Source organism: Pseudomonas sp. H11T01, from assembly GCF_048515765.1.
Taxonomy (GTDB): Bacteria; Pseudomonadota; Gammaproteobacteria; order Pseudomonadales; family Pseudomonadaceae; genus Aquipseudomonas.
Genome location: NZ_JBLYED010000009.1, coordinates 181,008 through 202,007, shown reverse-complemented (window position 1 = coordinate 202,007; position 21,000 = coordinate 181,008). Strand labels below are relative to the sequence as shown.

General features: G+C 58.8%; 20 protein-coding genes. 5 read left to right on the top strand and 15 right to left on the bottom strand.

Translation table 11 applies throughout. The features are described from left to right. Positions 1–85: 85 nt before the first annotated feature. Positions 86–241 (bottom strand): hypothetical protein, encoded by a 156-nt coding sequence (locus ACN1C3_RS14525; RefSeq protein WP_419116498.1) that lies wholly within the window; start codon positions 239–241, stop codon positions 86–88. A 289-nt stretch (positions 242–530) separates the two neighbouring features. Here ACN1C3_RS14525 and yegS point away from each other — a divergent pair, with 289 nt between their 5' ends. Then, positions 531–1,436 carry a lipid kinase YegS gene (yegS, locus tag ACN1C3_RS14520; protein ID WP_419116497.1) on the top strand — a complete coding sequence of 302 codons (906 nt, stop codon included), beginning with the start codon at positions 531–533 and terminating at the stop codon, positions 1,434–1,436. Here the strand turns inward: yegS and ACN1C3_RS14515 are convergent. The 3 genes from ACN1C3_RS14515 to ACN1C3_RS14505 form a co-directional block, all read right to left on the bottom strand. Then, on the bottom strand, positions 1,433–2,092 hold the full coding sequence (locus ACN1C3_RS14515) for a response regulator (RefSeq protein ID WP_419116496.1): 660 nt from the start codon (positions 2,090–2,092) through the stop codon (positions 1,433–1,435). The two genes, yegS and ACN1C3_RS14515, sit on opposite strands and share 4 nt — an antisense overlap. After that, the gene (locus tag ACN1C3_RS14510) at positions 2,089–2,982 is read right to left on the bottom strand and encodes a sensor histidine kinase (protein WP_419116495.1); all 894 of its coding nucleotides are present in this window, start codon (positions 2,980–2,982) and stop codon (positions 2,089–2,091) included. Before ACN1C3_RS14510 ends, ACN1C3_RS14515 begins: the two co-directional genes overlap by 4 nt. A gap of 447 nt (positions 2,983–3,429) precedes the next feature. Then, positions 3,430–3,900: a hypothetical protein gene (locus ACN1C3_RS14505; protein WP_419116494.1), complete on the bottom strand. Its 471-nt coding sequence runs from the start codon at positions 3,898–3,900 to the stop codon at positions 3,430–3,432. A 561-nt stretch (positions 3,901–4,461) separates the two neighbouring features. Between ACN1C3_RS14505 and ACN1C3_RS14500 the strand changes: the two genes are divergently transcribed. Further along, positions 4,462–5,397, top strand: a complete 936-nt coding sequence (locus tag ACN1C3_RS14500; RefSeq protein WP_419116493.1) for a chemotaxis protein CheV — start codon at positions 4,462–4,464, stop codon at positions 5,395–5,397. 91 nt (positions 5,398–5,488) lie between these two features. Further along, entirely contained in the window at positions 5,489–6,295 is an 807-nt protein-coding gene (locus ACN1C3_RS14495) for an MOSC domain-containing protein (protein WP_419116492.1), read from the top strand. A gap of 81 nt (positions 6,296–6,376) precedes the next feature. Here the strand turns inward: ACN1C3_RS14495 and ACN1C3_RS14490 are convergent, their stop codons facing one another. From ACN1C3_RS14490 to ACN1C3_RS14455, 8 genes are all read right to left on the bottom strand, one after another. Beyond that, positions 6,377–6,661, bottom strand: a complete 285-nt coding sequence (locus ACN1C3_RS14490; protein WP_419116491.1) for a pyrimidine/purine nucleoside phosphorylase — start codon at positions 6,659–6,661, stop codon at positions 6,377–6,379. Between the two features lie 273 nt (positions 6,662–6,934). After that, a complete protein-coding gene (locus ACN1C3_RS14485) occupies positions 6,935–7,483 on the bottom strand; it encodes an exonuclease domain-containing protein (protein ID WP_419116490.1) in 549 nt (182 codons plus the stop codon). A 51-nt stretch (positions 7,484–7,534) separates the two neighbouring features. After that, a complete protein-coding gene (locus ACN1C3_RS14480) occupies positions 7,535–9,511 on the bottom strand; it encodes an acetyl/propionyl/methylcrotonyl-CoA carboxylase subunit alpha (protein WP_419116489.1) in 1,977 nt (658 codons plus the stop codon). A gap of 139 nt (positions 9,512–9,650) precedes the next feature. Beyond that, complete coding sequence (locus ACN1C3_RS14475) at positions 9,651–10,448, bottom strand: enoyl-CoA hydratase/isomerase family protein (RefSeq protein ID WP_419116488.1); 798 nt, start codon at positions 10,446–10,448, stop codon at positions 9,651–9,653. Continuing rightward, the gene (gene atuD / locus ACN1C3_RS14470) at positions 10,445–11,602 is read right to left on the bottom strand and encodes a citronellyl-CoA dehydrogenase (protein ID WP_419116487.1); all 1,158 of its coding nucleotides are present in this window, start codon (positions 11,600–11,602) and stop codon (positions 10,445–10,447) included. Before atuD ends, ACN1C3_RS14475 begins: the two co-directional genes overlap by 4 nt. An 18-nt stretch (positions 11,603–11,620) precedes the next feature. Continuing rightward, a complete protein-coding gene (gene atuC, locus ACN1C3_RS14465) occupies positions 11,621–13,237 on the bottom strand; it encodes a geranyl-CoA carboxylase subunit beta (RefSeq protein WP_419116486.1) in 1,617 nt (538 codons plus the stop codon). Positions 13,238–13,240: 3 nt separating this feature from the next. Beyond that, positions 13,241–14,110, bottom strand: coding sequence for an SDR family oxidoreductase (locus tag ACN1C3_RS14460; protein WP_419116485.1), 870 nt, complete (start codon positions 14,108–14,110; stop codon positions 13,241–13,243). Positions 14,111–14,122: 12 nt separating this feature from the next. Beyond that, entirely contained in the window at positions 14,123–15,913 is a 1,791-nt protein-coding gene (locus tag ACN1C3_RS14455; RefSeq protein WP_419116484.1) for an acyclic terpene utilization AtuA family protein, read from the bottom strand. A 155-nt stretch (positions 15,914–16,068) separates the two neighbouring features. Here ACN1C3_RS14455 and ACN1C3_RS14450 point away from each other — a divergent pair, with 155 nt between their 5' ends. Both ACN1C3_RS14450 and ACN1C3_RS14445 read left to right on the top strand, forming a co-directional pair. Further along, entirely contained in the window at positions 16,069–16,701 is a 633-nt protein-coding gene (locus ACN1C3_RS14450) for a TetR/AcrR family transcriptional regulator (RefSeq protein ID WP_419116483.1), read from the top strand. A 90-nt stretch (positions 16,702–16,791) separates the two neighbouring features. Next, complete coding sequence (locus ACN1C3_RS14445; protein ID WP_419116482.1) at positions 16,792–17,592, top strand: substrate-binding periplasmic protein; 801 nt, start codon at positions 16,792–16,794, stop codon at positions 17,590–17,592. 19 nt (positions 17,593–17,611) lie between these two features. Here ACN1C3_RS14445 and dsbG read toward each other — a convergent pair whose 3' ends face one another. Genes dsbG through dsbD form a run of 3 tightly spaced genes read right to left on the bottom strand, consistent with a single transcriptional unit; the run spans position 17,612 to position 20,963 of the window. Then, positions 17,612–18,379, bottom strand: coding sequence for a thiol:disulfide interchange protein DsbG (gene dsbG, locus ACN1C3_RS14440; RefSeq protein WP_419116481.1), 768 nt, complete (start codon positions 18,377–18,379; stop codon positions 17,612–17,614). Further along, complete coding sequence (locus tag ACN1C3_RS14435; RefSeq protein ID WP_419116480.1) at positions 18,355–19,227, bottom strand: prolipoprotein diacylglyceryl transferase family protein; 873 nt, start codon at positions 19,225–19,227, stop codon at positions 18,355–18,357. Before ACN1C3_RS14435 ends, dsbG begins: the two co-directional genes overlap by 25 nt. Beyond that, positions 19,227–20,963, bottom strand: a complete 1,737-nt coding sequence (gene dsbD, locus ACN1C3_RS14430) for a protein-disulfide reductase DsbD (RefSeq protein WP_419116479.1) — start codon at positions 20,961–20,963, stop codon at positions 19,227–19,229. The genes ACN1C3_RS14435 and dsbD overlap by 1 nt, the downstream gene beginning before the upstream one ends. Positions 20,964–21,000: the final 37 nt, after the last annotated feature.

The following is a 21,000-nucleotide window of genomic DNA, read 5'->3' as shown; positions in this document are numbered from 1 at the left end:
GTCATTTTGCGAGCGCTACGCACTCGAACGCCGCCTTCGGCAGCTGCTACAAGGGGAATGTGCGCCTCAGCCCGTCTGGTGCGGGCTACTGAATCAGCACCTGCAGAAGTTGGCCGAAACGGCTGTTGGAAATCCAGGCCAGGAGAGCAATCAGCACCAGCATCGCTGCTGTTATACCCGAGCAGGCGAGCTTGCTCTTGACGGATTTAGCGTTACCAGAAAAAAACCTCTCATTGTTCATGTCAATGCACTTCCTTGTGTGAGACGTCGTTCGCCCGAAAAACAATGGCTTACGAACGTTCTTCGATTGCCTCTCTCAGGTCAATTAAGCCGATTCGCCGTGTGCAGTCAGAAAGGTTACTGGCGGGTGTAGCTGCTTCGTCACTAATGGCCCTACGCCGCCGGTTACCGGCCATTTTCCGTGGCCGAAGGCATGCCGATTCGAATTAATTCTGTTGGTGTCGGGCTTTTTTTCGACCGGAACGGGTCAACATCTTTCAATGCCCTTCCAATGAATGGAGAGATGATTGATGAGTGAGCGCAAGGCACTGTTGATTTTGCATGGCAAACAGGCACTCAACGAGGAGGTGCGAGAAGCCGTAAAAATCAAGCGAGCAGAAGGTTGGGAGTTGGCGGTGCGCCTGACGTGGGAGACAGGCGATGCTCAACGTCTTGTCGATGAGGCGCTCGCAGCGGGTTTTACACAGCTGATTGCTGGAGGCGGCGATGGCACCTTGCGCGATATTGCCGAGGCGATAGCCCTGAACGCCAGTGACGCTAGCCTGGTGCTCCTGCCGTTGGGCACCGCCAACGATTTTGCTCGCGCTGCGGGTGTGTCACTGGTCCCGCAAGAGGCTTTGCAAATGCTCGATGTGCCTGCCCGGGCAATTGACTTGGGTGAGGTCGATGGTCAGGTTTTCCTGAATATGGCCACAGGCGGATTTGGCAGTCAGGTCACGGCCAATACCTCCGAAGATTTGAAGAATATTCTCGGTGGCGCGGCTTATCTGTTCACCGGATTATCGCGTTTCAATGAGCTGCATGCGGCCTATGGCGAACTGCATGGGCCGGATTTTCATTGGCAAGGTGATCTTCTGGCGCTGGGCATTGGCAACGGCAGGCAGGCCGGTGGCGGTCAATTGTTGTGTCCGGACGCATTGGCCGATGACGGTTTGCTTGATATCAGCATTCTGCCGGCGCCGCGGGAAGTGGTAGGTACCCTGAGGGATCTGCTGACAGGTGGCTTGGGTATCGACAACATGTTCGTGCGGGCGCGCCTGCCTTGGGTCGAAATCAAGGTCTCGGAAGGCTTGTACATCAACCTTGATGGCGAGCCCATGCAGGGCGACAACCTGCGCTTTTCGATTCGTCCGGCCGCGTTGCGGGTCCATCTTGCGTCAGACTCACCCCTGCTTGGGGGATCAAGAATCGGTTAATCATCGAGGCTGATTATCTGCTCGCGTACGGCAAACAGTACCAGGCCCGCGACGTCGTAGATCTGCAAGCGTTTCATGATCTGCGAGCGATGGGTTTCGACCGTCTTGATGCTCAGACCCAGGCCGTTGGCGATTTCCCGGGTGGATTTCCCCCGGACGATCAGCCGCAAAATCTCAAGCTGGCGTGCAGTCAGGTTGTAGGTTTGTGCTTGTTCGGACTGGGTTCTCTGGACACGGGTCAGCGCCTGGGTAATCACCGTATGGGCGATGGCCGGGCTCAGGTAACGCTCGTTATTGCGCAACGCCTCAAGCGCATGTTCGAGCTCGTTGGCTGTGGTGTCCTTGAGCAGGTAGCCATGAGCGCCTGACTCCAACGCCTGCATGATCAGCGCGGGGTCAGTGTGCATGGACAGGATCAGCACCTTGCTCTGCGGACGTACCGCTTTGAGCCTCTGCAATGCCTCAAGACCGCCGGTGTGTTTCATGGAAATATCCAGAAGGATGATATCCGGGCACAGTTTCTCAACCATCTCCAGCAGCTGTGCGCCATCGCTGGCTTCACCGATCACGTCGTAGCCGGGAATGTCCAGGACCAGTGCGCGTACGCCAGCCCTGATGAGCGAGTGGTCATCCACCAGAAGTAAATTACAGGTCAATGTAAAACCTTATGGGTACTGGCTCGTTCAAGGGCACGGGGCGCCCAAGGGAACAATGCTTCGATCTGAGTGCCTTTGCCGGGCTCGCTGGTGACGGTCAAGGTGCCGCCCAATTGATCGATCCGCTCCGACATACCCGCCATTCCGCGTTGACCTTCCTGACCCGGATTCAGGGCCGGAGAAAATCCTGCTCCATCGTCACTGATGAACAGTGCCAGGCCTTCGGGCAGACGTTGCAGGCGTATCAGCAAATTCGTCGCTTGGGCGTGGCGCAGCATATTGGTGATGGCTTCCTGAGTGATCCGAAAGGCCGCAACCGCCATCTCTTCCGGAATGCCGGTCAAGCGTTGCTGGCATTCCAGGCTCCAGTGCACCGCAGTATTGGCCAGGGTCTTGAGCAAATGCGCGCGCAAACTGGCTTCCAGCCCAAGGCTCGCCAACTGCCTGGGGTTAAGAATGGCCGATACATCGCGGACTTTTGTCAGCGTTTCTTCCAGCGTGTCGCAGAGTAGGGCGCATTGGCCTTGCAAGTCTTCGGGCAGGCGTCGTTTTAGCCATTCGCTTTGAAGTTTTGCCGCGGTCAGCAGTTGGCCGATGTCGTCATGCAGTTCGCGACTGAGCCGATGACGTTCGTTTTCCTGAACTTCCAACAGTCGGTCGGCCAATTCCTGGGGCTGAAACCTGATCGACTTCAGCGAGTGACGATGCTGAACCCAGACGCTGGTCAGCGCTGCCAGATTCAGCGCCAGCAGGCTCAAGGGTAATGTGCTGGACTGGACGTAAATCAGCAGGCTGCCGATGGCGGAGCAGATACACAGCAACAGGCTGAACTGGCGCGCGTTTTTTCGAGAGGGTGGCCAGGCGATGAATGACTTGAGGCTAGCGTACATAGCGGATGGAGCCAATAAATGTTCGCTGCGGTTGGACCGGTCCTGGCGGCTGACGGGCCCCTGTCTGGAAAAGGGTGCTGTTTGAATGGTTAGCTTCAAATGGGTGCAATCTGTTCGTCTGTAATGAGCCTTGTACTGACTCCAGATCTGGAGCCGATCTGGAATCACGGCGTTATTAAACGTCAGCTAGTGGCCGGCATGGTACCACCTAAGATACCGTTGGTCGCGTTCTGGATAGAGGTCCAAAACGTCAGGAATTCAAGGTTTTTTTGGACACCGATACCCGGTTTTAGCGGGTATTTACTAAAGACTCGGCATGAGGAAGTGCGTAGCCAGGAAGTTGTGTTTGTCGGTATTGGATATGAAGTATTCAATGGCGACATTGCCGGGTAATGCTCAAGTTGTAGAGCGATCCTTCGGCAATAAATATCCGGATTTTTTATGCCGTCACACCTGGTTATCTGCGAGAGAAACCAACGTAAACGGCTTGGGATTATAGAGTGCACGAGAGTGACTCTGGCCTACCTGGAAGGCAAATGCGTTGATCAGAGAGACTTGTTCACTGTCATCCAGACAGAGCTTGCCGGTATTAATGTCGATGAGCTCGAGTTGCCAGGCCATCAAGGTGAGGCAGTCTTTCAGGGCATCCAGGGCCTGATCGTGCAGGTCCATATGGTTTTGCGCTAGGCTTAGCAAACTGTGAATGTGCCGCGAGAATTCGGAAACCGCCTGAATCGCCAGCACATCAGCCTTGTTGGCAAGCTTGAGCAGGGTACTCAGCATGCAATCGATGGCGTCCTTGTCATTTTTGATCAACTGCAGATGACTCAGGCATTCTTCTGACTTGGCCAGTAGCGTCTCGGCTTCGAGGAGAAACTCGGGAAGTCGCTGATACCACTCTTTTCCGTCGTTCAGCATGCTTTTCTCCACAGCGTCATGTCAGGTGGGGGAGTTTCGCGTGTGGCGAACGACCATAAGTTAATGCTGACGTGTAATAGGTGTCTGTAGTCTGTTTCTGATTGTTGATGACCTGAAATAAACACCCTGTTCATTCTCGATGCATCACTGCGCGAAGCCGGACGGGCAATGTTGAACTGGCCGAAGATAGCTAGGTGCAGGGCTCTGATGGCGCAGGCTCGGAAATTCGAGAGGGCGCCTAACCACGGTCCTGCGATTACAAACAAATGCCTGACTCCATTCATGCAGTGAGAATGGCGTCACATTAATGGCTATTAGATATTGCGAATATCAGGTCGGACCTGATTGTCACTAGGGGATTCCCTTAGACAAGGGAACCTTGCGCAGAAACCGGGGTCGCGCGATGGGCAGTGCAGCGGATTGAATGACGAAGCCAGTAAAGCATGATGTCAATGTGGCATCAATGACCTTGCATGGCATTTTGCTTAAGGGTCAAGATCCGGCGAAATCCGCCGATAACTCTCTTTAGTGAATTCATCAGAACACGCCCAGGAGTCATTAATGGCTGGCATTCTCGACACGGTAGATCAACGCACGCAGCTGGTGGGTGAGAATCGCCTGGAAATTCTCATGTTCCGCCTGGCCGGTCGGCAGCTTTTTGCAATCAACGTCTTCAAGGTGCAGGAAGTGCTGCAGTTGCCCAAGTTGACGCTGATGCCTCAGCGCCATCCGTTTGTTTGCGGCGTGGTCAATCTGCGGGGCCAGACGCTGCCGGTGATTGACCTGTCTCAGGCGATCGGCATGCGGCCGTTGGTGCCGGGCCCCAACAGCACCATCATCGTGACCGAATACAACCGTTCGGTGCAGGCGTTCCTGGTGGGTGGCGTCGATCGTATCGTTAACATGAACTGGGAAGCGATTCTGCCACCGCCGACCAGTGCCGGTCGCCAGCATTACCTGACTGCCATCAGCAAGGTCGATGATCAACTGGTCGAGATCATCGATGTGGAAAAAGTACTGGCCGAAATCGTGCCGTACAACGCCAAGGTGTCCCGCGACAAGCTCGATGACCCGTTGCTTGCGCGCGCTCGCGGTCGCGAAATGCTGTTGGTCGATGATTCCAAGGTGGCTTTGTCGCAGTTGCGCGACACCCTGGGTCAGCTTGGGGTGAAAATGCACATCGCCAGCGACGGCCTGAAGGCGCTGAACATGCTCAAGGCCTGGGCCGACACCGGTGTGGTCATGACCGACAAGCTGCTGATGATCTTCACCGATGCGGAAATGCCAGAGATGGACGGCTATCGCCTGACCACTGAAATCCGTAACGATCCGCGCCTGCGCGGTTTGTATGTGGTCTTGCACACGTCGTTGTCCGGCAGCTTCAACGATTCGATGGTGAAGAAGGTCGGTTGCGACAACTTCCTGTCCAAATTCCAGCCAGACAAACTGGTCGACGTGGTCCGCCAACGCTTGATGCTGGACGAAGTTCCTGCCTGATGACCTGACAATAGGCAGACTTCACGTCTGCCTTTGATTCGACGATCAAGCTCGTATAGGGTGGCGTTTTGACCCAACAGGGAGCTGGCTCATGCTGCGTCTTAGCGCGCTTTATCGTTACCCACTCAAGTCCGGCAAGGGCGAACCGTTGCAACACATCACCCTGGATAAACTGGGGCTGGACGGAGATCGACGCTGGATGTTGGTGGATGAGGCCAGCGGGCGTTTCCTGACCCAGCGTGCGGTGCCGGAAATGAGCCAGCTCTCGGCCTTGTGGAATGCCGCTGGCGGCCTGACCCTCAGCGCCCCCGGTCGTTCGCCCATCGATGTCCCTTTACCCACCAACGAAGCCGAGCTGCGCGGCGTGACCATCTGGCGCGACACCTTGCGAGTTCCGGATGCCGGCGACGAGGCGGGTGCCTGGCTGAGTGAGTTCATTGGCAAACCCACGCGGCTGGTGCAAGTGCCGGTCGAGCGTGCTCGGACCACTCAGGCGGGCTATGGCAAGGATGATGATCGAGTGGGTTTTGCCGACGGTTTTCCGCTGCTGTTGATCGGCCAGGCTTCGCTGGACGATTTGTCGAGCCGCGTCGGTCGCCCGCTGGAAATGCTGCGTTTTCGCCCCAATCTGGTGATCGAAGGCAGTGAAGCCTTTGCCGAAGACGGCTGGAAGCGGGTGCGCATCGGCGATGTCGAGTTCCGCGTGGTCAAGCCTTGCTCACGCTGCATCCTCACCACCATCGATCCACAGACCGGCGAGCGCAGTGCTGATCGTGAACCCTTGGCCACCCTTCAAAAATACCGGGCTCAAGAGGAGGGTGCGATGTTCGGCCAGAACCTGGTCAATGACGGCAATGGCCGGCTCGAAGTCGGCATGTCGGTGACCGTTCTCGAATGAACGGCCCAAAATGAAAAATGCCCGTATCGCAAGATACGGGCATTTTTGTTTTCACGGTAAAACCTGGGGTTCAGGTCGGGTTTAGCCGCGGTATTCGCACAGATAAGCGGTGTCGACGGTGACCTTCAGCTGGAACTTGCTGTTGGCCGGGACATTGAACTGGCTGCCGGCGGGGAAAGTTTCCCAGTCGCTGCTTTCCGGCAGTTTGACGGTCAGTGCACCGGAGACTACGTGCATGATTTCCCGTTGGCTGGTGCCGAATTCGTATTCGCCCGGTGCCATGACGCCGATGGTGGCCGGACCTTCAGTGGTTCCGAAGGCAATCGACTTGACGGTGCCGTCGAAGTACTCGTTGACTTTAAACATGGGCGATTCCTCGAAATGGGCTAAAAAGGTTGGCCAGTATGCACAAGCCTAAATAGCTCGTCACCCCTCTAGACCGGAAGAATCAGCGGCAATAAGCGTGCTGTGTTACGCGCATCGTAGCAGCTGCCGAGCCTGCGAGGCTGCGTTCGAGGACGAAGTCCTCGCCAATCCGGTGTACGCGGTTTGCTTGAAAGAACCCATTGCCTGATTTAACGACCGCTTCGCAGTCGAACGCAGCCTCGCACGGCTCGGCAGCTGCTACGGCGAGGTATTTCAGCTCTGGAGCGGAAGACTCAGCGGTAACAGGCGTGCGGTATTGCGCGCATCTTCCAATGCCCGATGCTGTTGACCAGTGAACTGCATCCCGGCCAGTTGCAGCGCACCATTGAGCCCTAGCGGGCGCTCCAGTCGACGGGCCTTGGCAAAGCGCTGTTTGAGGTTTATGTGGGGCACCCGGCTCAGCGCACTGTGCAACTGCAGGCGTTGCCATTCCTGTTCCAGTTGCTTGCGATCGTAATCGCCCCAACTGGCCCAACCGTCCAGACGCGATGAATGCTGGCCGAGCCAGCGTTCGAACAGCGGCCAGACTTCGGGCAAGGTCAGCGCAGAGTCGATATTAGCCTGGGTGATATGCGTCAACTCGCGACAGAACGGCGTCAGCAACGGCCGTCGCAAGGGGCGTACGAACCGTTGGAAGCTATCCAGCTCCCGACCTTCGCGGTTCACCAAGGTGGCGCCGATTTCGATGATTTCCATTTCGGCCACAGGCCAACCGCCGTCATCGGTTGTGGCTTCAAGATCAATAACCAGCCAGTGAGTCATCGCAGGCTTCCTGATATCCGCGTCCTGATGAGGCTGAGCGTAGCTAGTTGCTTATTCGACCTCCAGCAGAATTTGTCGGTTTTTTACCTGATCCCCCAGGCGTACCTGGATGCACTTGATCACCCCGTCGATACCGGACTTGAGCGGATGCTCCATTTTCATCGCTTCGAGCACCAGTAATAGCTGACCCTTGCTGACCGGGCTGCCTTCGCTGACCAAGACGTCAACAATAGCCCCATCCATCGGCGCTTTCAGGGTGTGGGTGCTGACGCTGACCTGACTGCTGAACTGACTGTTAACCAATGCCGCCCGGGTTTGATCGCACAGGTGCAGGCTGCCGGGGCGGGTGAACAACCACAGCTGCCCGGCCTCGAGCCGGTAGGCGTAACGGCGGCGGATACCGTTGATTTCAAGGCTGGCCCAGCGTCCGTCGCTATCGAGCAGTTTCAGTTCGAGTTTTTTTTCGGCGACCTGAATATGCAAGTGCCCTGAGGGCAGGGCGGTCAGTTCCAGTGTCCACTGCGCATCCTCTTGGCCGATGCGGTAGTGCAGCGGCACACTGGCGTTGTTGCGCCAACCCGCGAGCGCGGTTGAATGGATGCTGGCCGAATGCTGATAGAACAGCGCGGCGGCGATGGCCAGTTCTTCGGCGGTGGGTGTATGGGGGTGCAAGCTGGGGGCGTCGGTGAAGTGCTGAGCAATGAACGCCGTACTGAACTCGCCAGCAATGAACTGCGGGTGTTCAAGCAGATTGGCCAGCAAGCGCTGATTACTTTGCAGGCCCAGCAACACGCTGTCCTCGACCGCTCGCAGCAACTTGCGCCGCGCCTCTTCGCGGGTGGCGCCGTGGGCGATGATTTTGCCGAGCAGCGGGTCATAGAACGGGCTGACAGTCTGGCCTTCGAGCAGGCCATGGTCGATGCGCACGCCGTTCTGCACGGCAGGTTCCCAGCGCACGACCTCACCGGTCTGCGGCAGAAAATCTTCGGCTGGGTCCTCGGCGTACAAGCGCACTTCGATCGCATGGCCTTTGAGTTCGACCTGCTCCTGGCGCAACGGTAAGGGCAGTCCGGCGGCGACGTGCAGTTGCCAGGCCACCAGATCAAGGCCGGTGATCAGCTCAGTCACCGGATGCTCGACCTGCAAGCGGGTGTTCATTTCCAGAAAGTAAAACTGCCCACGCTGATCCAGCAAAAATTCCACGGTGCCGGCGCCGACGTAATGCACCGCGCGACCGGCCTTGAGTGCCGCGTCCCCCATGGCCTGACGCAACTCGGCGGTCATCACCGGGCAGGGCGCTTCCTCGATGACTTTCTGATGGCGGCGCTGGATCGAGCAATCGCGCTCGCCAAGATAAATCAGGTTGCCGTGCTGGTCGCCAAACAGCTGGATTTCTACATGTCGCGGTTCGATCAGCGCTTGTTCCAGAATCAGTTCGTCGCTGCCAAACGCGTGCAGGGCTTCGGAGCGGGCCGTGCGGATTTGCTTGCGCAGTTCGCGGGCTTCGTGCACCAGGCGCAAGCCGCGCCCGCCACCACCGGCGCTGGCCTTGATCATCAACGGATAACCGATGCGCTCGGCTTCGCGGCTCAGGGTTGCATTGTCCTGTTCGGTGCCTTGATAGCCACCGATGCACGGCACGCCCGCGACGAGCATGGCGATTTTCGACAGCCGTTTGCTGCCCATCAATTCGATGGCCTCGGGGCTGGGACCGATAAAGGTGATTCCGGCTTTCTTGCAGGCTGTGGCGAATGCGGCGTTTTCCGAGAGAAAGCCATAACCGGGATGGATCGCATCAGCACCGCTGCGCTGTGCCGCGTCGATGATCGCGGCAGCGTTCAAGTAGGACTGCTGCACGGGCGCGGGGCCGATGTTCACCGCTTCGTCGGCCAGTTGCACATGGCGTGCGTTGGCATCGGCATCACTGAACACCGCGACTGTGCGGTAACCCAGCGCCTGAGCGGTGCGCTGGATGCGACAGGCGATTTCACCGCGGTTGGCGATCAGGATTTTGCTGAAGGCGGGCATGGGTCGATTCCGTTGTGTTTTGCAGTGTCTGTTAGGGCCCTATCGCGAGCAGGCTCGCTCCCACCCTGGATCTGAGGTGATCACCCAATCATGTTCACACTGAAGATCCCCTGTGGGAGCGAGCCTGCTCGCGATGCTTTTAGGGGGCCCAACTCGGTGGGCGTTTCTGTAAGAAAGCCGTGGTCCCTTCGATACCTTCCGGCCCGGTCACGGCAGCGCTGAACCAGTCGGCGGCTTGATCGAGCAACAGCCCCTGAGGCTGTTCGGCGCTGGCCAGCAGCAGGGCTTTGGTGGCGGCATTGGCACCGGGGGCGCAACACAAGACATGAGCGAGCACTTCGTCGAGGCGTTCGGCCAGGGCTTGCGGATCGTTTTCGACAAAATGCACCAGACCCAGACGCCCGGCTTCATTGCCGTCAAAACGTGCTGCGGTCAGTGCCAATCGGCGAGCCTGGGTCAGACCGATGCGCTTGACCACGAACGGCGCTATTTGCGCCGGCAGCAAGCCGAGGCTGGTTTCCGGCATGCCGAACTGCGCTTGATGATCGGCCATCGCGATATCGCTGACGCAAGCCAGGCCGAAACCACCGCCCAGAACGGCACCTTGCAACACCGTGATCACCACTTGCGGCGCTTGTTCGGTCTCTTCCAGCAGGGCGCCGAAGGTGCGGTTCAACTCTCGATAAGCCGTCGGGCCCTGGCTGCGGGCGTTGACCATGTCTTTCAAGTCCGCGCCGGCCGAGAAGTGGCCACCAGCGCCGCTGATCACCAGTGCGCGCATCTGGCGATCGTCACGCACAGCGGCTAGCACGGCACGCAATTCCGCGACCATTTGCAGGCTCATGGCATTGCGGCTTTCAGGTCGGTTCAAGGTGATATGCAACACGCCGCTGTGGGGTTCCAGCAACAGCGTTTCGCAGGCGGGTAGTGGGCTCATGGTTTTTTCCCCGGCAGGATACCCATCAGTTTGCAGATGATGCCCAGCATGATTTCGTCGGCGCCGCCGCCAATCGAGACCAGCCGCACATCGCGATAGGCACGGGCCACCGGGTTGTCCCACATGAAGCCCATGCCGCCCCAGTATTGCAGGCAGCTGTCGCTGACTTCCCGACCCAGCCGTCCAGCCTTGAGCTTGGCCATGGAAGCGAGGCGAGTGACGTCCTGACCTTTGATGTATTGCTCGGTGGCCTGATAGACCAGCGCGCGCAAGCATTCGATTTCGGTTTGCAGCTCGGCCAGGCGGAAATGGATTACCTGGTTGTCGATCAGGGCGTTGCCGAATGTCTTGCGCTCTTTGCAATACTCGATGGTGCTGTCGACGCAGTATTCCAGGCCTTTGATCATGTTCGCCGCGCCGAACAGCCGTTCTTCCTGGAACTGCAACATCTGCAACATGAACCCCGCGCCTTCATGACCGATGCGGTAACGCTTCGGCACGCGCACGTTATCGAAAAATACCTGTGCGGTTTCCGAGCTGCGCATGCCGAGCTTATCCAAGTGCGAGCTGAGGCTGATGCCGGCGTTGTTCATCGGCACCATGATCAGCGATTTGTTGACGTGGGGTTTGTCGTCCGAGGTGTTGGCCAGCAGGCAGATAAAATCGGCGCTTGGCGAGTTGGTGATCCACATCTTGCTGCCGTTAATCACATAGTCGTCGCCGTCCTTACGGGCGGTGGTTTTCAGCCCGGCAACGTCGGAACCGGCACCGACTTCCGAGACGCCGATACAACCGACGTATTCGCCACTGATGGCCGGGCGCAGGAACTCATCACGCAGCTCATCGGAGCCGAACCGCGCCAGCGCCGGGGTGCACATGTCGGTCTGCACGCCGATGGACATCGGGATGCCGCCGCAATGGATGGTGCCGAACTCTTCGGCGGCGACGATCGAGTAGCTGTAATCGAGGCCCATGCCGCCGAATTTTTCCGGTTTGGAAATCCCCAGCAAACCCAAGTCGCCGGCCTTGCGGAAAATCTCATGGATCGGAAAACGCCCGGCCTTTTCCCATTCGTCGACGTGGGGATTGATCTCGCGATCGACAAAATTGCGTACCGTGCGACGCAGTTCTTCGTGTTCCTGGGTGAAGATCATTTTTTATTGTTCTCCTGATCAAAAACGCGCCACACCAAAGCTATTGGGTTGTAGTCGACGCACCTGCGCCTCGTGACAAATATCCAGCAGATAGCCCAACAATATCCGCGTATCCCGTGGATCGATCAGGCCGTCATCCCACAGATTCGCGCTGCCGTACAGCGCAGTGGACTGGCTGTCGAGTTTTTGCGCAGTGACCTGTTCGAGCATGTCGAGCATCTTCGGGTCGGCGATCAAGCCGTCCTTGGCCTGCTTGGCTTCGGTGACGATGCGCAGCACCTTGCCGGCCTGGGCGCCGCCCATCACTGCGGTGCGGCTGTTGGGCCAGGCGAAGATGAAGCGTGGATCGAGGCCACGGCCGCACATTGCGTAATTGCCCGCGCCGTAAGAGCCGCCGACGACAATGGTCAGTTTCGGTACGCGGGCATTGGCCACGGCCTGAATCATCTTCGCACCGTGTTTGATCACGCCCTGTTGTTCCGACTCGGTGCCGACCATGAATCCTGTGGTGTTGTGGAAGAACAGCAGCGGCGTTTGGCTCTGGTCGCAGAGCTGAATGAACTGTGCTGCCTTGCTCGCGCCTTTGGGCGTGATGGGGCCGTTGTTGCCGATAAAGCCACAGGGCCGGCCCTGGATCTGCACGTGGCCGCAGATCGTTTGCTGATCGAACTCACCCTTGAACTCCAGGAAGCTCGAACCGTCTGCCAGCCGGGCGATGATTTCCCGAACGTCATAGGGCTTTTTCGGATCGTTGGGGATCAATCCCAGCAACTCGTCGATTGGATAGAGCGGCTCGGCCCAGGTCCTGACTGATTGCCCTGGCAGCTGCGCGTTCCACGGCAACAGGCCGACAATCTCGCGGACGATGCGCAAACCGTCGGCATCGTTCTCGGCCAGGTACTCGGCGGTACCGGCGGTTTGCGCGTGCATTTCAGCGCCGCCCAGTTCTTCGTCAGTGGCGACTTCGCCGGTGGCTGCCTTGAGTAGCGGGGGACCTGCGAGAAACAGCTTGGCCTTGCCGCGCACCACCACCACGTAGTCCGACAAACCGGGTTGATAAGCCCCGCCGGCCGTTGCCGAGCCGTGCACCACCGTGATCTGCGGCAGGCCCATGGCCGACATCCGCGCCTGGTTGGCAAAACTGCGGGCGCCCTCGACGAAAATTTCCGCCGCGTAATTAAGGTTGGCGCCGCCGCTTTCGGCCAGCGTCACCACCGGCAGTTTGTTTTCCATGGCGATCTGCTGCAGGCGAAGGGACTTTTTCAGGCCGCTGGGGGAGATGGTTCCGCCCTTGATCGCACTGTTGTTGGCGACCACCAGTACCCGCACGCCGGACACATAACCAATCCCGGCGATCAACCCGCCACCGGCCTGGCTGCCGTCCTTGTCGTCGTGCAATTTATAGCCGGCCAGGCTCGCCAATTCGAGAAACGGCGCGCCAGGGTCAAGCAGCAGATTCAGACGTTCGCGGGGCAACAGTTGCCCGCGTTTGTCGAACCTCGGTTTGGCCTCGGCCGCTTTGCTCAGCAGGTTCCGCTCCAACTGGCGGACCTGCGCGACAGCGGCCAGCATCGCCTCGCGGTTCTGGGCGAATTGCGCGCTGTGCGGGTCGAGCAGGGACTGAATCACCGGCATGGGCTATTCCTTACCCTTGAGCACGTCCGGCAATTCGGCACGGTGAAAACCATTGAAGGATTCACTGGGTTGCGCCTTGTGTATGGGCCATGCCCGACCGCCGAGGCTGGCCGCACCGTCGATGCGTAAGGTACTGCCGCTGATGAAGGCCGCAGCCGGGCTGAGCAGGAAGACAATCGCCGCGCTGATCTCCGACTCAGTGCCGATGCGCTTGAGCGGCACATGTTCGCGCAAGGTTGGAATCACTGCTTTGTACGCGCCTTCATAGGTGTCCATCCCGCTGGAAGCGACCCAGCCCGGTGCCACGGCATTGACTCGCACCCCGGCGTAACCCCATTCGAAGGCGGCAGTCTTGGTCAAGTTGTCCATACCCGAACGCGCGGCGCCGGAGTGGCCCATGCCGGGCATGCCGCCCCACATGTCGGCGATCATATTGACGATGGCCCCACCGTGTTTGCTCATGGACTGGTTGAACACTTCCCGGGCCATCAGAAAACCGCCCACCAGATTGGTCCGCAGTATGGTTTCGAAGCCCTTCTGATTGATCGACGCCAAGGGTGCCGGGTATTGCCCGCCGGCATTATTGACCAGACCGTGAATCGGTCCGTGCTTGCTGATCAGTTGCCTGATCAGAATCGTGACCGCGTCTTCGTCGCGGATATCGCAGGTCTGGTAACTGGCTCTACCGCCGTCTTCGAGAATTTCCGCAGCGACGGTTTTCAGCTTGTCTGCCTTGCGTCCGACCAACAGCACATGAGCGCCAAGGGCTGCCAGTTCGTGAGCGGTGCAACGGCCGATACCGCTGCCGCCGCCGGTGACGATAATGGTCTGGCCGGTGAACAAGTCGGGTTTGAAGATGGAGTTGTAGGCCACGGCGGCAGTCCTCTAGTTGACAAGGTCGGCGATGCTTTGCGGCACCGGAATCTGGATTTCCAATAGCTGCTGGGCGAAGGCCTTGCCTTGCGGGTCGATCCGCAGGCTGGCGACACCGCCGCCACCGAGGGCGTTTTCCAGTAAAAAATTCAGGCTGTGAGTGCCTGGTAAATACCAGCGCTCGACTCGCCCGTGTACCGGATCGAGGACGTGGCTCATCCAGTCGACGATCACTTCGGGGGTCAGTGCTTCAGCAATCCAGGGCAGGTATTCAGGCTTGCGCGCCATAACCCCGATATTGCTGTGATTGCCCTTGTCGCCGGAGCGCGCGACCGCCAGCTTGACCAGCGCCACGCTGGCGTCGGCACGGCCCTGGGCTTTTGGCGGATCGAACGGAACCGGGAGGGCGGCAGAGTCGAGGTGATCGAGCTCGGGCAGGGCACAGGCATGACGTTGCCCGGTCATTTCAATTTTGAGCTCGCAGGCGGATTTGTCGATCAGAAACGAAAACAGCCGGATCAGTGGATACACCGTTGGCCGCCCGCCGACGATCCCGGTCAACCCCGGCGCCATGCCAGTGGCTGCCTGGGCGATTTCCCGGGAGAACAGGATCAGCGCCTGTTTATTCGGATGACGCACCGCCAGCTTGATGACCACTTCGCGGCTGTCCTGGCGTTGGCCATGAGGACCGTAGGTGGCCTCGCTGCCGAGCAGTTCGATATTCACTTCGGTGTAAGGCGCCCAACCGCGCAGGCTGAGCATTTGCGACGTCTTGTCGATGATCGCCTGGCTGACTCGACGCGCTTTGGCGACGGCATCGATCCCGGCAATCAGACAACTGGCGGTGCAGCGAAAACCATCCAGGTAGGTGGCGCTGACTTTGTACTGGTCGGTGGGCGGCAAACCTTTTGCGCCGTGAACCTGCACGACGTTCTTGCCTTGTTGCTGGAGTTTGACCTGGGTGAAGTCGCAGACCACGTCGGGCAGCAGATAGGCTCGCGGGTCACCGATTTCGTAGAGCAACTGTTCGCCGACGGTGAGCGCTGTGATTAGCCCGCCGGAGCCTTCAGGTTTAGTGACGATGAATTGGCTGTCGGCGCTGAATTCGACAATAGGGAAGCCGATGTGCTCGTAATCCGGCACGTCGCGCCAGTCGGTAAAGTTGCCGCCAGTGCAGTGGGCGCCGCATTCGATAATATGCCCGGCCAGTGCGGCCTGGGCCAATTTGTCGTAGTCCTGCCAGGACCAGCCGAACTCATGCACCAGCGCGGCGCTGACCACGGCGCTGTCGACCACTCGCCCGGTGATGACGATATCCGCTCCCAGACGCAGCGCTTCGACGATACCCGGAGCGCCAAGATAGGCGTTGGTCGAGACACACATTGCAGGCAGTGGCGCACCGTTGAACATCTCATGAATGCCGCTGCTGCTCAGCTGTTTGAACTGCGGTTGCAGGTCATCACCGAGCAGCACGGCAATCTTCAGTTTGACTCCCGCTTGATCGCAGGCCGCTTGCAGGGCTGCAGCGCAGGCGTGCGGATTGATCCCGCCGGCATTGCTGATAACGCGGATATGTTGTCGGGAAATTTCTGATAACAGAGGGCTGAGGATTTCGACGAAGTCGGTGGCGTAACCGGCCTGAGGGTCTTTCATTCGCGCGCCGGCCAGCAGCGACAGGGTGATTTCGGCCAGATAATCGAACACCAGGTAGTCCAGACGGCCACCTTCCACCAACTGCCCGGCGGCGGTGGAGGTGTCGCCCCAGAACGCACTGGCGCAACCGATGCGGACGGTTTTACTCATGGCAGCCTCCGACAGAAGTCAATTGAGACTACCAAGCAAGCGCTTGGTTTGTAAATGCTGAGAATATCTTCGGCCCAAGCGCTTGCTTGGTGCTCTTGGCCAGCTTAAATTGCCCGCGCAACCAAGGTTTCTGAAGTGAATGTAGGAGAGAACGCGTGGACGAGCAAAAAGCCCTGCTGGTAATGCGCGACCTGGTCGACAACGGGCAACTGACCGACCCGGAAAGTGCCCGCGGCAAACTGCTGCAAATGGCCGCTCACCTGTTTCGCAACAAGGGCTACGAACGCACCACCGTGCGTGACCTGGCCAGCGCCGTGGGCATTCAGTCCGGAAGCATTTTTCATCACTTCAAAAGTAAAGATGAAATTCTGCGCGCAGTCATGGAGGAAACCATCCGCTACAACACCGCGTTGATGCGTGCTTCGCTGGCTGAAGCGAGCACCGTGCGCGAGCGAGTGCTGGCGCTGATCCGCTGTGAACTGCAATCGATCATGGGCGGCAGCGGCGAGGCGATGGCGGTGCTGGTGTATGAGTGGCGTTCGTTGTCCGAAGAAGGCCAGGCCCAAGTGCTGGCGCTGCGTGATATCTATGAACAGATCTGGCTGCAGGTGTTGGGTGAGGCCAAGGACGCCGGCTATATCAGAGGCGATGTGTTTATCACCCGACGATTTTTAACCGGCGCCTTGTCCTGGACCACCACCTGGTTTCGCCCCGAGGGCAGCATGAGCCTTGATCAGTTGGCCGAGGAGGCGCTGATTCTGGTGCTTGGAAATAACGCAACTAATTAATTACCGGGCACAACGTTGTCTAAGTGGGCGAAACCGCCTAGCTTGGTTGTATTGATTGTATTTCCATATTTCCAGAGGTGTGTGGCCTTGATGTTTTTGCCAATGCGGATGGCTTCGCGGATGTTGCTGGTGGCGCTCGGTGCGCTATTTGTCCTGCCCGCCTGGGCTGCGGATCCGGTCGAGGTCAAGGTGGGCGCTGCACATTTCCCGCCGTACACCGTCCGCCCGGAAAAGGGCGACGACACAGGTTTGCTGCCGCAATTGGTGGCAGCCTTGAACCAACTGCAAAGCGACTATCTGTTCAAGCTGGTGCCCACTTCGATTCCTCGACGCTTCACTGACTTCAGCGAAGGCCGGACCGACATGGCGATATTCGAGAACCCGGACTGGGGTTGGAAGGATATCGCACATACCAGCGTCGATATGGGGCTCGAAGACGCGGAAGTGTTTGTCGCGCAGCGCAAACCCGGTCGTCAACAAAACTACTTCACCGACTTGAAAGGCAAGCGTCTGGCGCTGTTCAGCGGTTATCACTACGCCTTTTCCAATTTCAACGCCGATCCCAAATTCCTCGCCGAAAACTACAATGCCACGCTCACCTATTCCCACGACAGTAACCTGTTGATGATCCTGCGCGACAGGGCGGACATCGCGCTGGTGACCCGCTCGTATTTGAGCGACTACATGTTGCGCAATGACAAAGTGGCGGATCAGTTACTGGTGTCCGAGCGTATCGATCAGGTGTATCACCACTACGCCCTGATTCGTCCGACGGCGCCGATTACTGGTGAGGCGTTCGGCAAGCTGCTTGCGCGTCTACGGGAAAACGGCGAGATGCTGAAGATTTTCGATCCATACAAGATCACCGTCATGTCGGTGACGAAAAACTGAATTAGCGCCTCAAACACGGTTACTTCGGCCCAAGAATCTTCAGCAATTTGTCCGGCGATGGCGCCCCTTGCTGCTGTTGCAGCTCGCCTTTTTCGTCCATGTAAAAAATCGCCGGGGTGGCAGACAGCTCAAGGTCGTCCATCAACTGCATGTTGGCGGCGAGCTTGGCCTGGATCGCAGCGGGGACGGTTGTCAGCGGTTTCAGCGAGCTGTCTTTGCCGGCCTTTTCGTGTTCTGCGAGGGCTTTTTGCGGGTCTTTACTGGCCAGTAATGCGGCAGATTTCCCCGGGCTGTCTTCGCGGATGATGCCGACCATGATGTGCCGCAGCTGAACCTTGCCGGCTTTCACCCAAGGTCTTGCTTGTTCCCAGAACATATTGCAGTACGGGCAGTTGGGGTCGCTGAACAGGTAGACGATGCGCGGTGCATCCTTGCTGCCATCGGCGATCCAGTTGCTGCCTTCCATCTTGCCCCAGACTTCCTTGGCCATCGGGGCGTAAACCAGTTTTTGCAGCGGCGCCTGGCTCAAGTCTTTACCGTCGGCGTCGTACAGATTGCCGACCACCACATGTTTACCGTCCGGGGTCAGGTACAAGGCCATGCCGCGGTTCTGGTATTGCGCGGCATAACCACGCAGGCCATCGGGTGCGTCGAAGCTGCCGATGATTTTTGCGCCTTTTGCTTCGATCTGGCGGATGGGCGCAGGCAATTCTTCGGCATGGACCATCGGTATTTGTAGCAGAGCTGCGCCCAGCGTCAGGGTCAGCAAGTTGCGGATGCGGGGCATGGCAGTTTCCTTGAAGGGGCGGCCTGCGTGGCCGAGGTCGAATTCGGGGTGTCAAAATTTTCCAGCGCGCGAGCCAGGCTGGCTTCGGACAATTCGCCCAAATGGCTGGCAAGCAGGCGTCCGTCGGCGCTATAGAACAGCGTAGTCGGCAGCGCCATGGAACCGACGGCCTGGCCTAATCGGCCGCCGCCATCGAACAGTACGTTAGTCAGGCTCAGGCCCTGAGTGGCGAGGAAAGTGCTGACGCTTTGCATGCTTTCGGCCTGATTGACGAACAGAAAGGTCAGGTCCGGGCGTTGCTGCTGGGCATTCTCCAGTACCGGCATTTCCCGTCGGCAGGGCGGGCACCAAGTGGCCCAAAGGTTGATCACCAATGGCCCGCCCTGATAACCGGTCAGTTGCACCGTTTCACCCCTGACATTGCGCAGGGCGACGTCGGGCAGACGGGTGCCTTGCTCGTAGATGTTCAGGGAAAAACTCGCCAACAGCCAAAACAGCAACCCGCTGCCCACCCCGAAGCCCAGTGGCCGCCGAAGTACAGGCCGTCGCCAGCACCAAACCACCGCGCCAAGCAGCAGGACAATGACGCCCGGCCAGGCCAGGAAACCGCCGTCGCGAACATCGATGACCTGCCACAGGTCATCACGGTAATGGGTCCAGTAGGCGATGACAAACCCCACACGAGCGGCCAACATCCCCAACAGAAACAGGCTGAACAGCACCGACTCAGGATTCTCGCCACCGCGCTTGGCGACACGCCAACCCACCAGCGTGGCCAGTGCCAGGGCACTGATCAGTAACAAATGGTTGAGCGCGATGGCAAACGTGCCGATGGTAAAAGTCAGCATTAGCGGGCTTCCTGGGTGATAGTCCAGCGTTGCAGGAACGCTTGAGCATCGACCTCACCGGTAATGCGCTGACCGCGGCGTTCTTCACCGTTCGGGCCGATCCATAACAGGCTCGGTGGCCCCGGCACTTTGTAGCGACTGAGCAATTCGCGGCTGGCGGTGTTGTCGGCGGTCACGTCCAGGCGCAGCAGGTGCACGTCTTTCAGGGCCGCCAATACCTCAGCCTTGGCGAATACCTGTTTTTCCATGATTTTGCACGACACGCACCAGTCCGCGTAGTAGTCCAGCAACACCCATTTACCTTGGGCCTTGGCGGTGTCCAGTTCGCTTTGCAGGGCCGCAGGGTCTTTGACAGTGATAAAAGCCTCGTGTGCCGTGGGACCGGCGACACTGACTGAACGAGAAGCGCTGTAGACCTGCAACGGCCGCCACACATCATCGCTACCACCAGCGGCACCGATCAACAATACGCTGCCCCACAATCCGAACAGCACCGAACTCGCGCCGAACACATGGGTGGCGTGCCCGTAGCCAGCAGTTTGCCGCCAACCGGCATAGGCCATGATCAGCAACAACGCGCCCCACAAACCGATCCACAGCGACTCATCGAGCACTGGGCGAAGCATCAGGATAGCGGTGCCCAGGAACAGGAAACCGAAGATGCCCTTGAGCAGGTTCATCCAGGTGCCGGGCTTGGGCAGGAAGCGATTGCCGACGGTGACCAGCAGCAACAGCGGCACGCCAATGCCGATGCCCATGGCGAACAGGATCAACCCGCCATGCAGCGCATTACCGCTCTGGGCGATGTACAGCAAGGCACCGGCCAGCGGCGCAGTCATGCACGGGCCCACCAACAGACCGGACAAGGCTCCCAGCACCCCGGCGCCGATCAGGCTGCCGCCGCGGCGTGTGCGCCCTACGTTCTCCAGACGATCACGCACCGCGACTGGCAGTTGCAGTTCAAAGAAGCCGAACATCGGCAGTGACAGCAGGACGAACACCGCCGCAAAACTGCCCAGTATCCAGGGTTGCTGCAACAGCGCCGGCAGGTTGGCGCCGAGCAGGGCGGCGAGAACACCCATCGCGGCGTACACCAGCGCCATGCTGATCACGTAACTGCCGGCAAGGGCAAAACCACGCTTGGGACTGGCGCCACTGCCGACGATCAAGCCGGCGAGAATCGGCAACATTGGAAGTGAACACGGGGTGAACGCCAGCAGAAGGCCCAGGCCAAAAAACACCAGCAAACTCCAGCCCAGCGCCCGTTGTTGCAGGCCGCTGGCAAGTGCCTGATCCGGCGCTTGCGTTGCGTTTGCTACCGTCGTGCTGCCACCCAGGTCGACGACCTCGGTTTGCGGCGGATAACACAAACCGGCATCGGCGCAGCCCTGAAAGCCGACCTTGATCTGACCGCTGGCTCCGGCCGGGATCCGCAGTTCCAGACCTTGGCGATAGACCTGTTGTTCGCCGAAGAACTCGTCGCTGTGGGCTTCGCCCTCGGGCAGCGGTGGCTTTTGTGCATCGGGTAAACCGTCGAATTTAAGTCGTTGTTGGTACAGGTAATAGCCGTCGGCAATTTGCCAAAAGAGCTGGGTTTCCCCCGACTCAAGTCGTTCAGAGGTGAACATGAAGGCTTTGCTGACCGGCAGGAATTCGGGTTTGGTCTCGAACGGATTTGACCCCGCTTGAGCCAGGCCTGAGATAAGCATGAAAAAGAAAACAAACAGTCGACGCATGAAATAAAGCCTTAGAGCGGTGCAGTTGATGAGCACA

Coding starts and splice junctions, on each gene's coding strand:
- ACN1C3_RS14525 (WP_419116498.1), bottom strand. CDS start 241: ATGAACAATGAGAGGTTTTTTTCTGGTAACGCTAAATCCGTCAAGAGC.
- yegS (WP_419116497.1), top strand. CDS start 531: ATGAGTGAGCGCAAGGCACTGTTGATTTTGCATGGCAAACAGGCACTC.
- ACN1C3_RS14510 (WP_419116495.1), bottom strand. CDS start 2,982: ATGTACGCTAGCCTCAAGTCATTCATCGCCTGGCCACCCTCTCGAAAA.
- ACN1C3_RS14505 (WP_419116494.1), bottom strand. CDS start 3,900: ATGCTGAACGACGGAAAAGAGTGGTATCAGCGACTTCCCGAGTTTCTC.
- ACN1C3_RS14500 (WP_419116493.1), top strand. CDS start 4,462: ATGGCTGGCATTCTCGACACGGTAGATCAACGCACGCAGCTGGTGGGT.
- ACN1C3_RS14495 (WP_419116492.1), top strand. CDS start 5,489: ATGCTGCGTCTTAGCGCGCTTTATCGTTACCCACTCAAGTCCGGCAAG.
- ACN1C3_RS14490 (WP_419116491.1), bottom strand. CDS start 6,661: ATGTTTAAAGTCAACGAGTACTTCGACGGCACCGTCAAGTCGATTGCC.
- ACN1C3_RS14485 (WP_419116490.1), bottom strand. CDS start 7,483: ATGACTCACTGGCTGGTTATTGATCTTGAAGCCACAACCGATGACGGC.
- ACN1C3_RS14480 (WP_419116489.1), bottom strand. CDS start 9,511: ATGCCCGCCTTCAGCAAAATCCTGATCGCCAACCGCGGTGAAATCGCC.
- ACN1C3_RS14475 (WP_419116488.1), bottom strand. CDS start 10,448: ATGAGCCCACTACCCGCCTGCGAAACGCTGTTGCTGGAACCCCACAGC.
- atuD (WP_419116487.1), bottom strand. CDS start 11,602: ATGATCTTCACCCAGGAACACGAAGAACTGCGTCGCACGGTACGCAAT.
- atuC (WP_419116486.1), bottom strand. CDS start 13,237: ATGCCGGTGATTCAGTCCCTGCTCGACCCGCACAGCGCGCAATTCGCC.
- ACN1C3_RS14455 (WP_419116484.1), bottom strand. CDS start 15,913: ATGAGTAAAACCGTCCGCATCGGTTGCGCCAGTGCGTTCTGGGGCGAC.
- ACN1C3_RS14445 (WP_419116482.1), top strand. CDS start 16,792: ATGTTTTTGCCAATGCGGATGGCTTCGCGGATGTTGCTGGTGGCGCTC.
- dsbG (WP_419116481.1), bottom strand. CDS start 18,379: ATGCCCCGCATCCGCAACTTGCTGACCCTGACGCTGGGCGCAGCTCTG.
- ACN1C3_RS14435 (WP_419116480.1), bottom strand. CDS start 19,227: ATGCTGACTTTTACCATCGGCACGTTTGCCATCGCGCTCAACCATTTG.
- dsbD (WP_419116479.1), bottom strand. CDS start 20,963: ATGCGTCGACTGTTTGTTTTCTTTTTCATGCTTATCTCAGGCCTGGCT.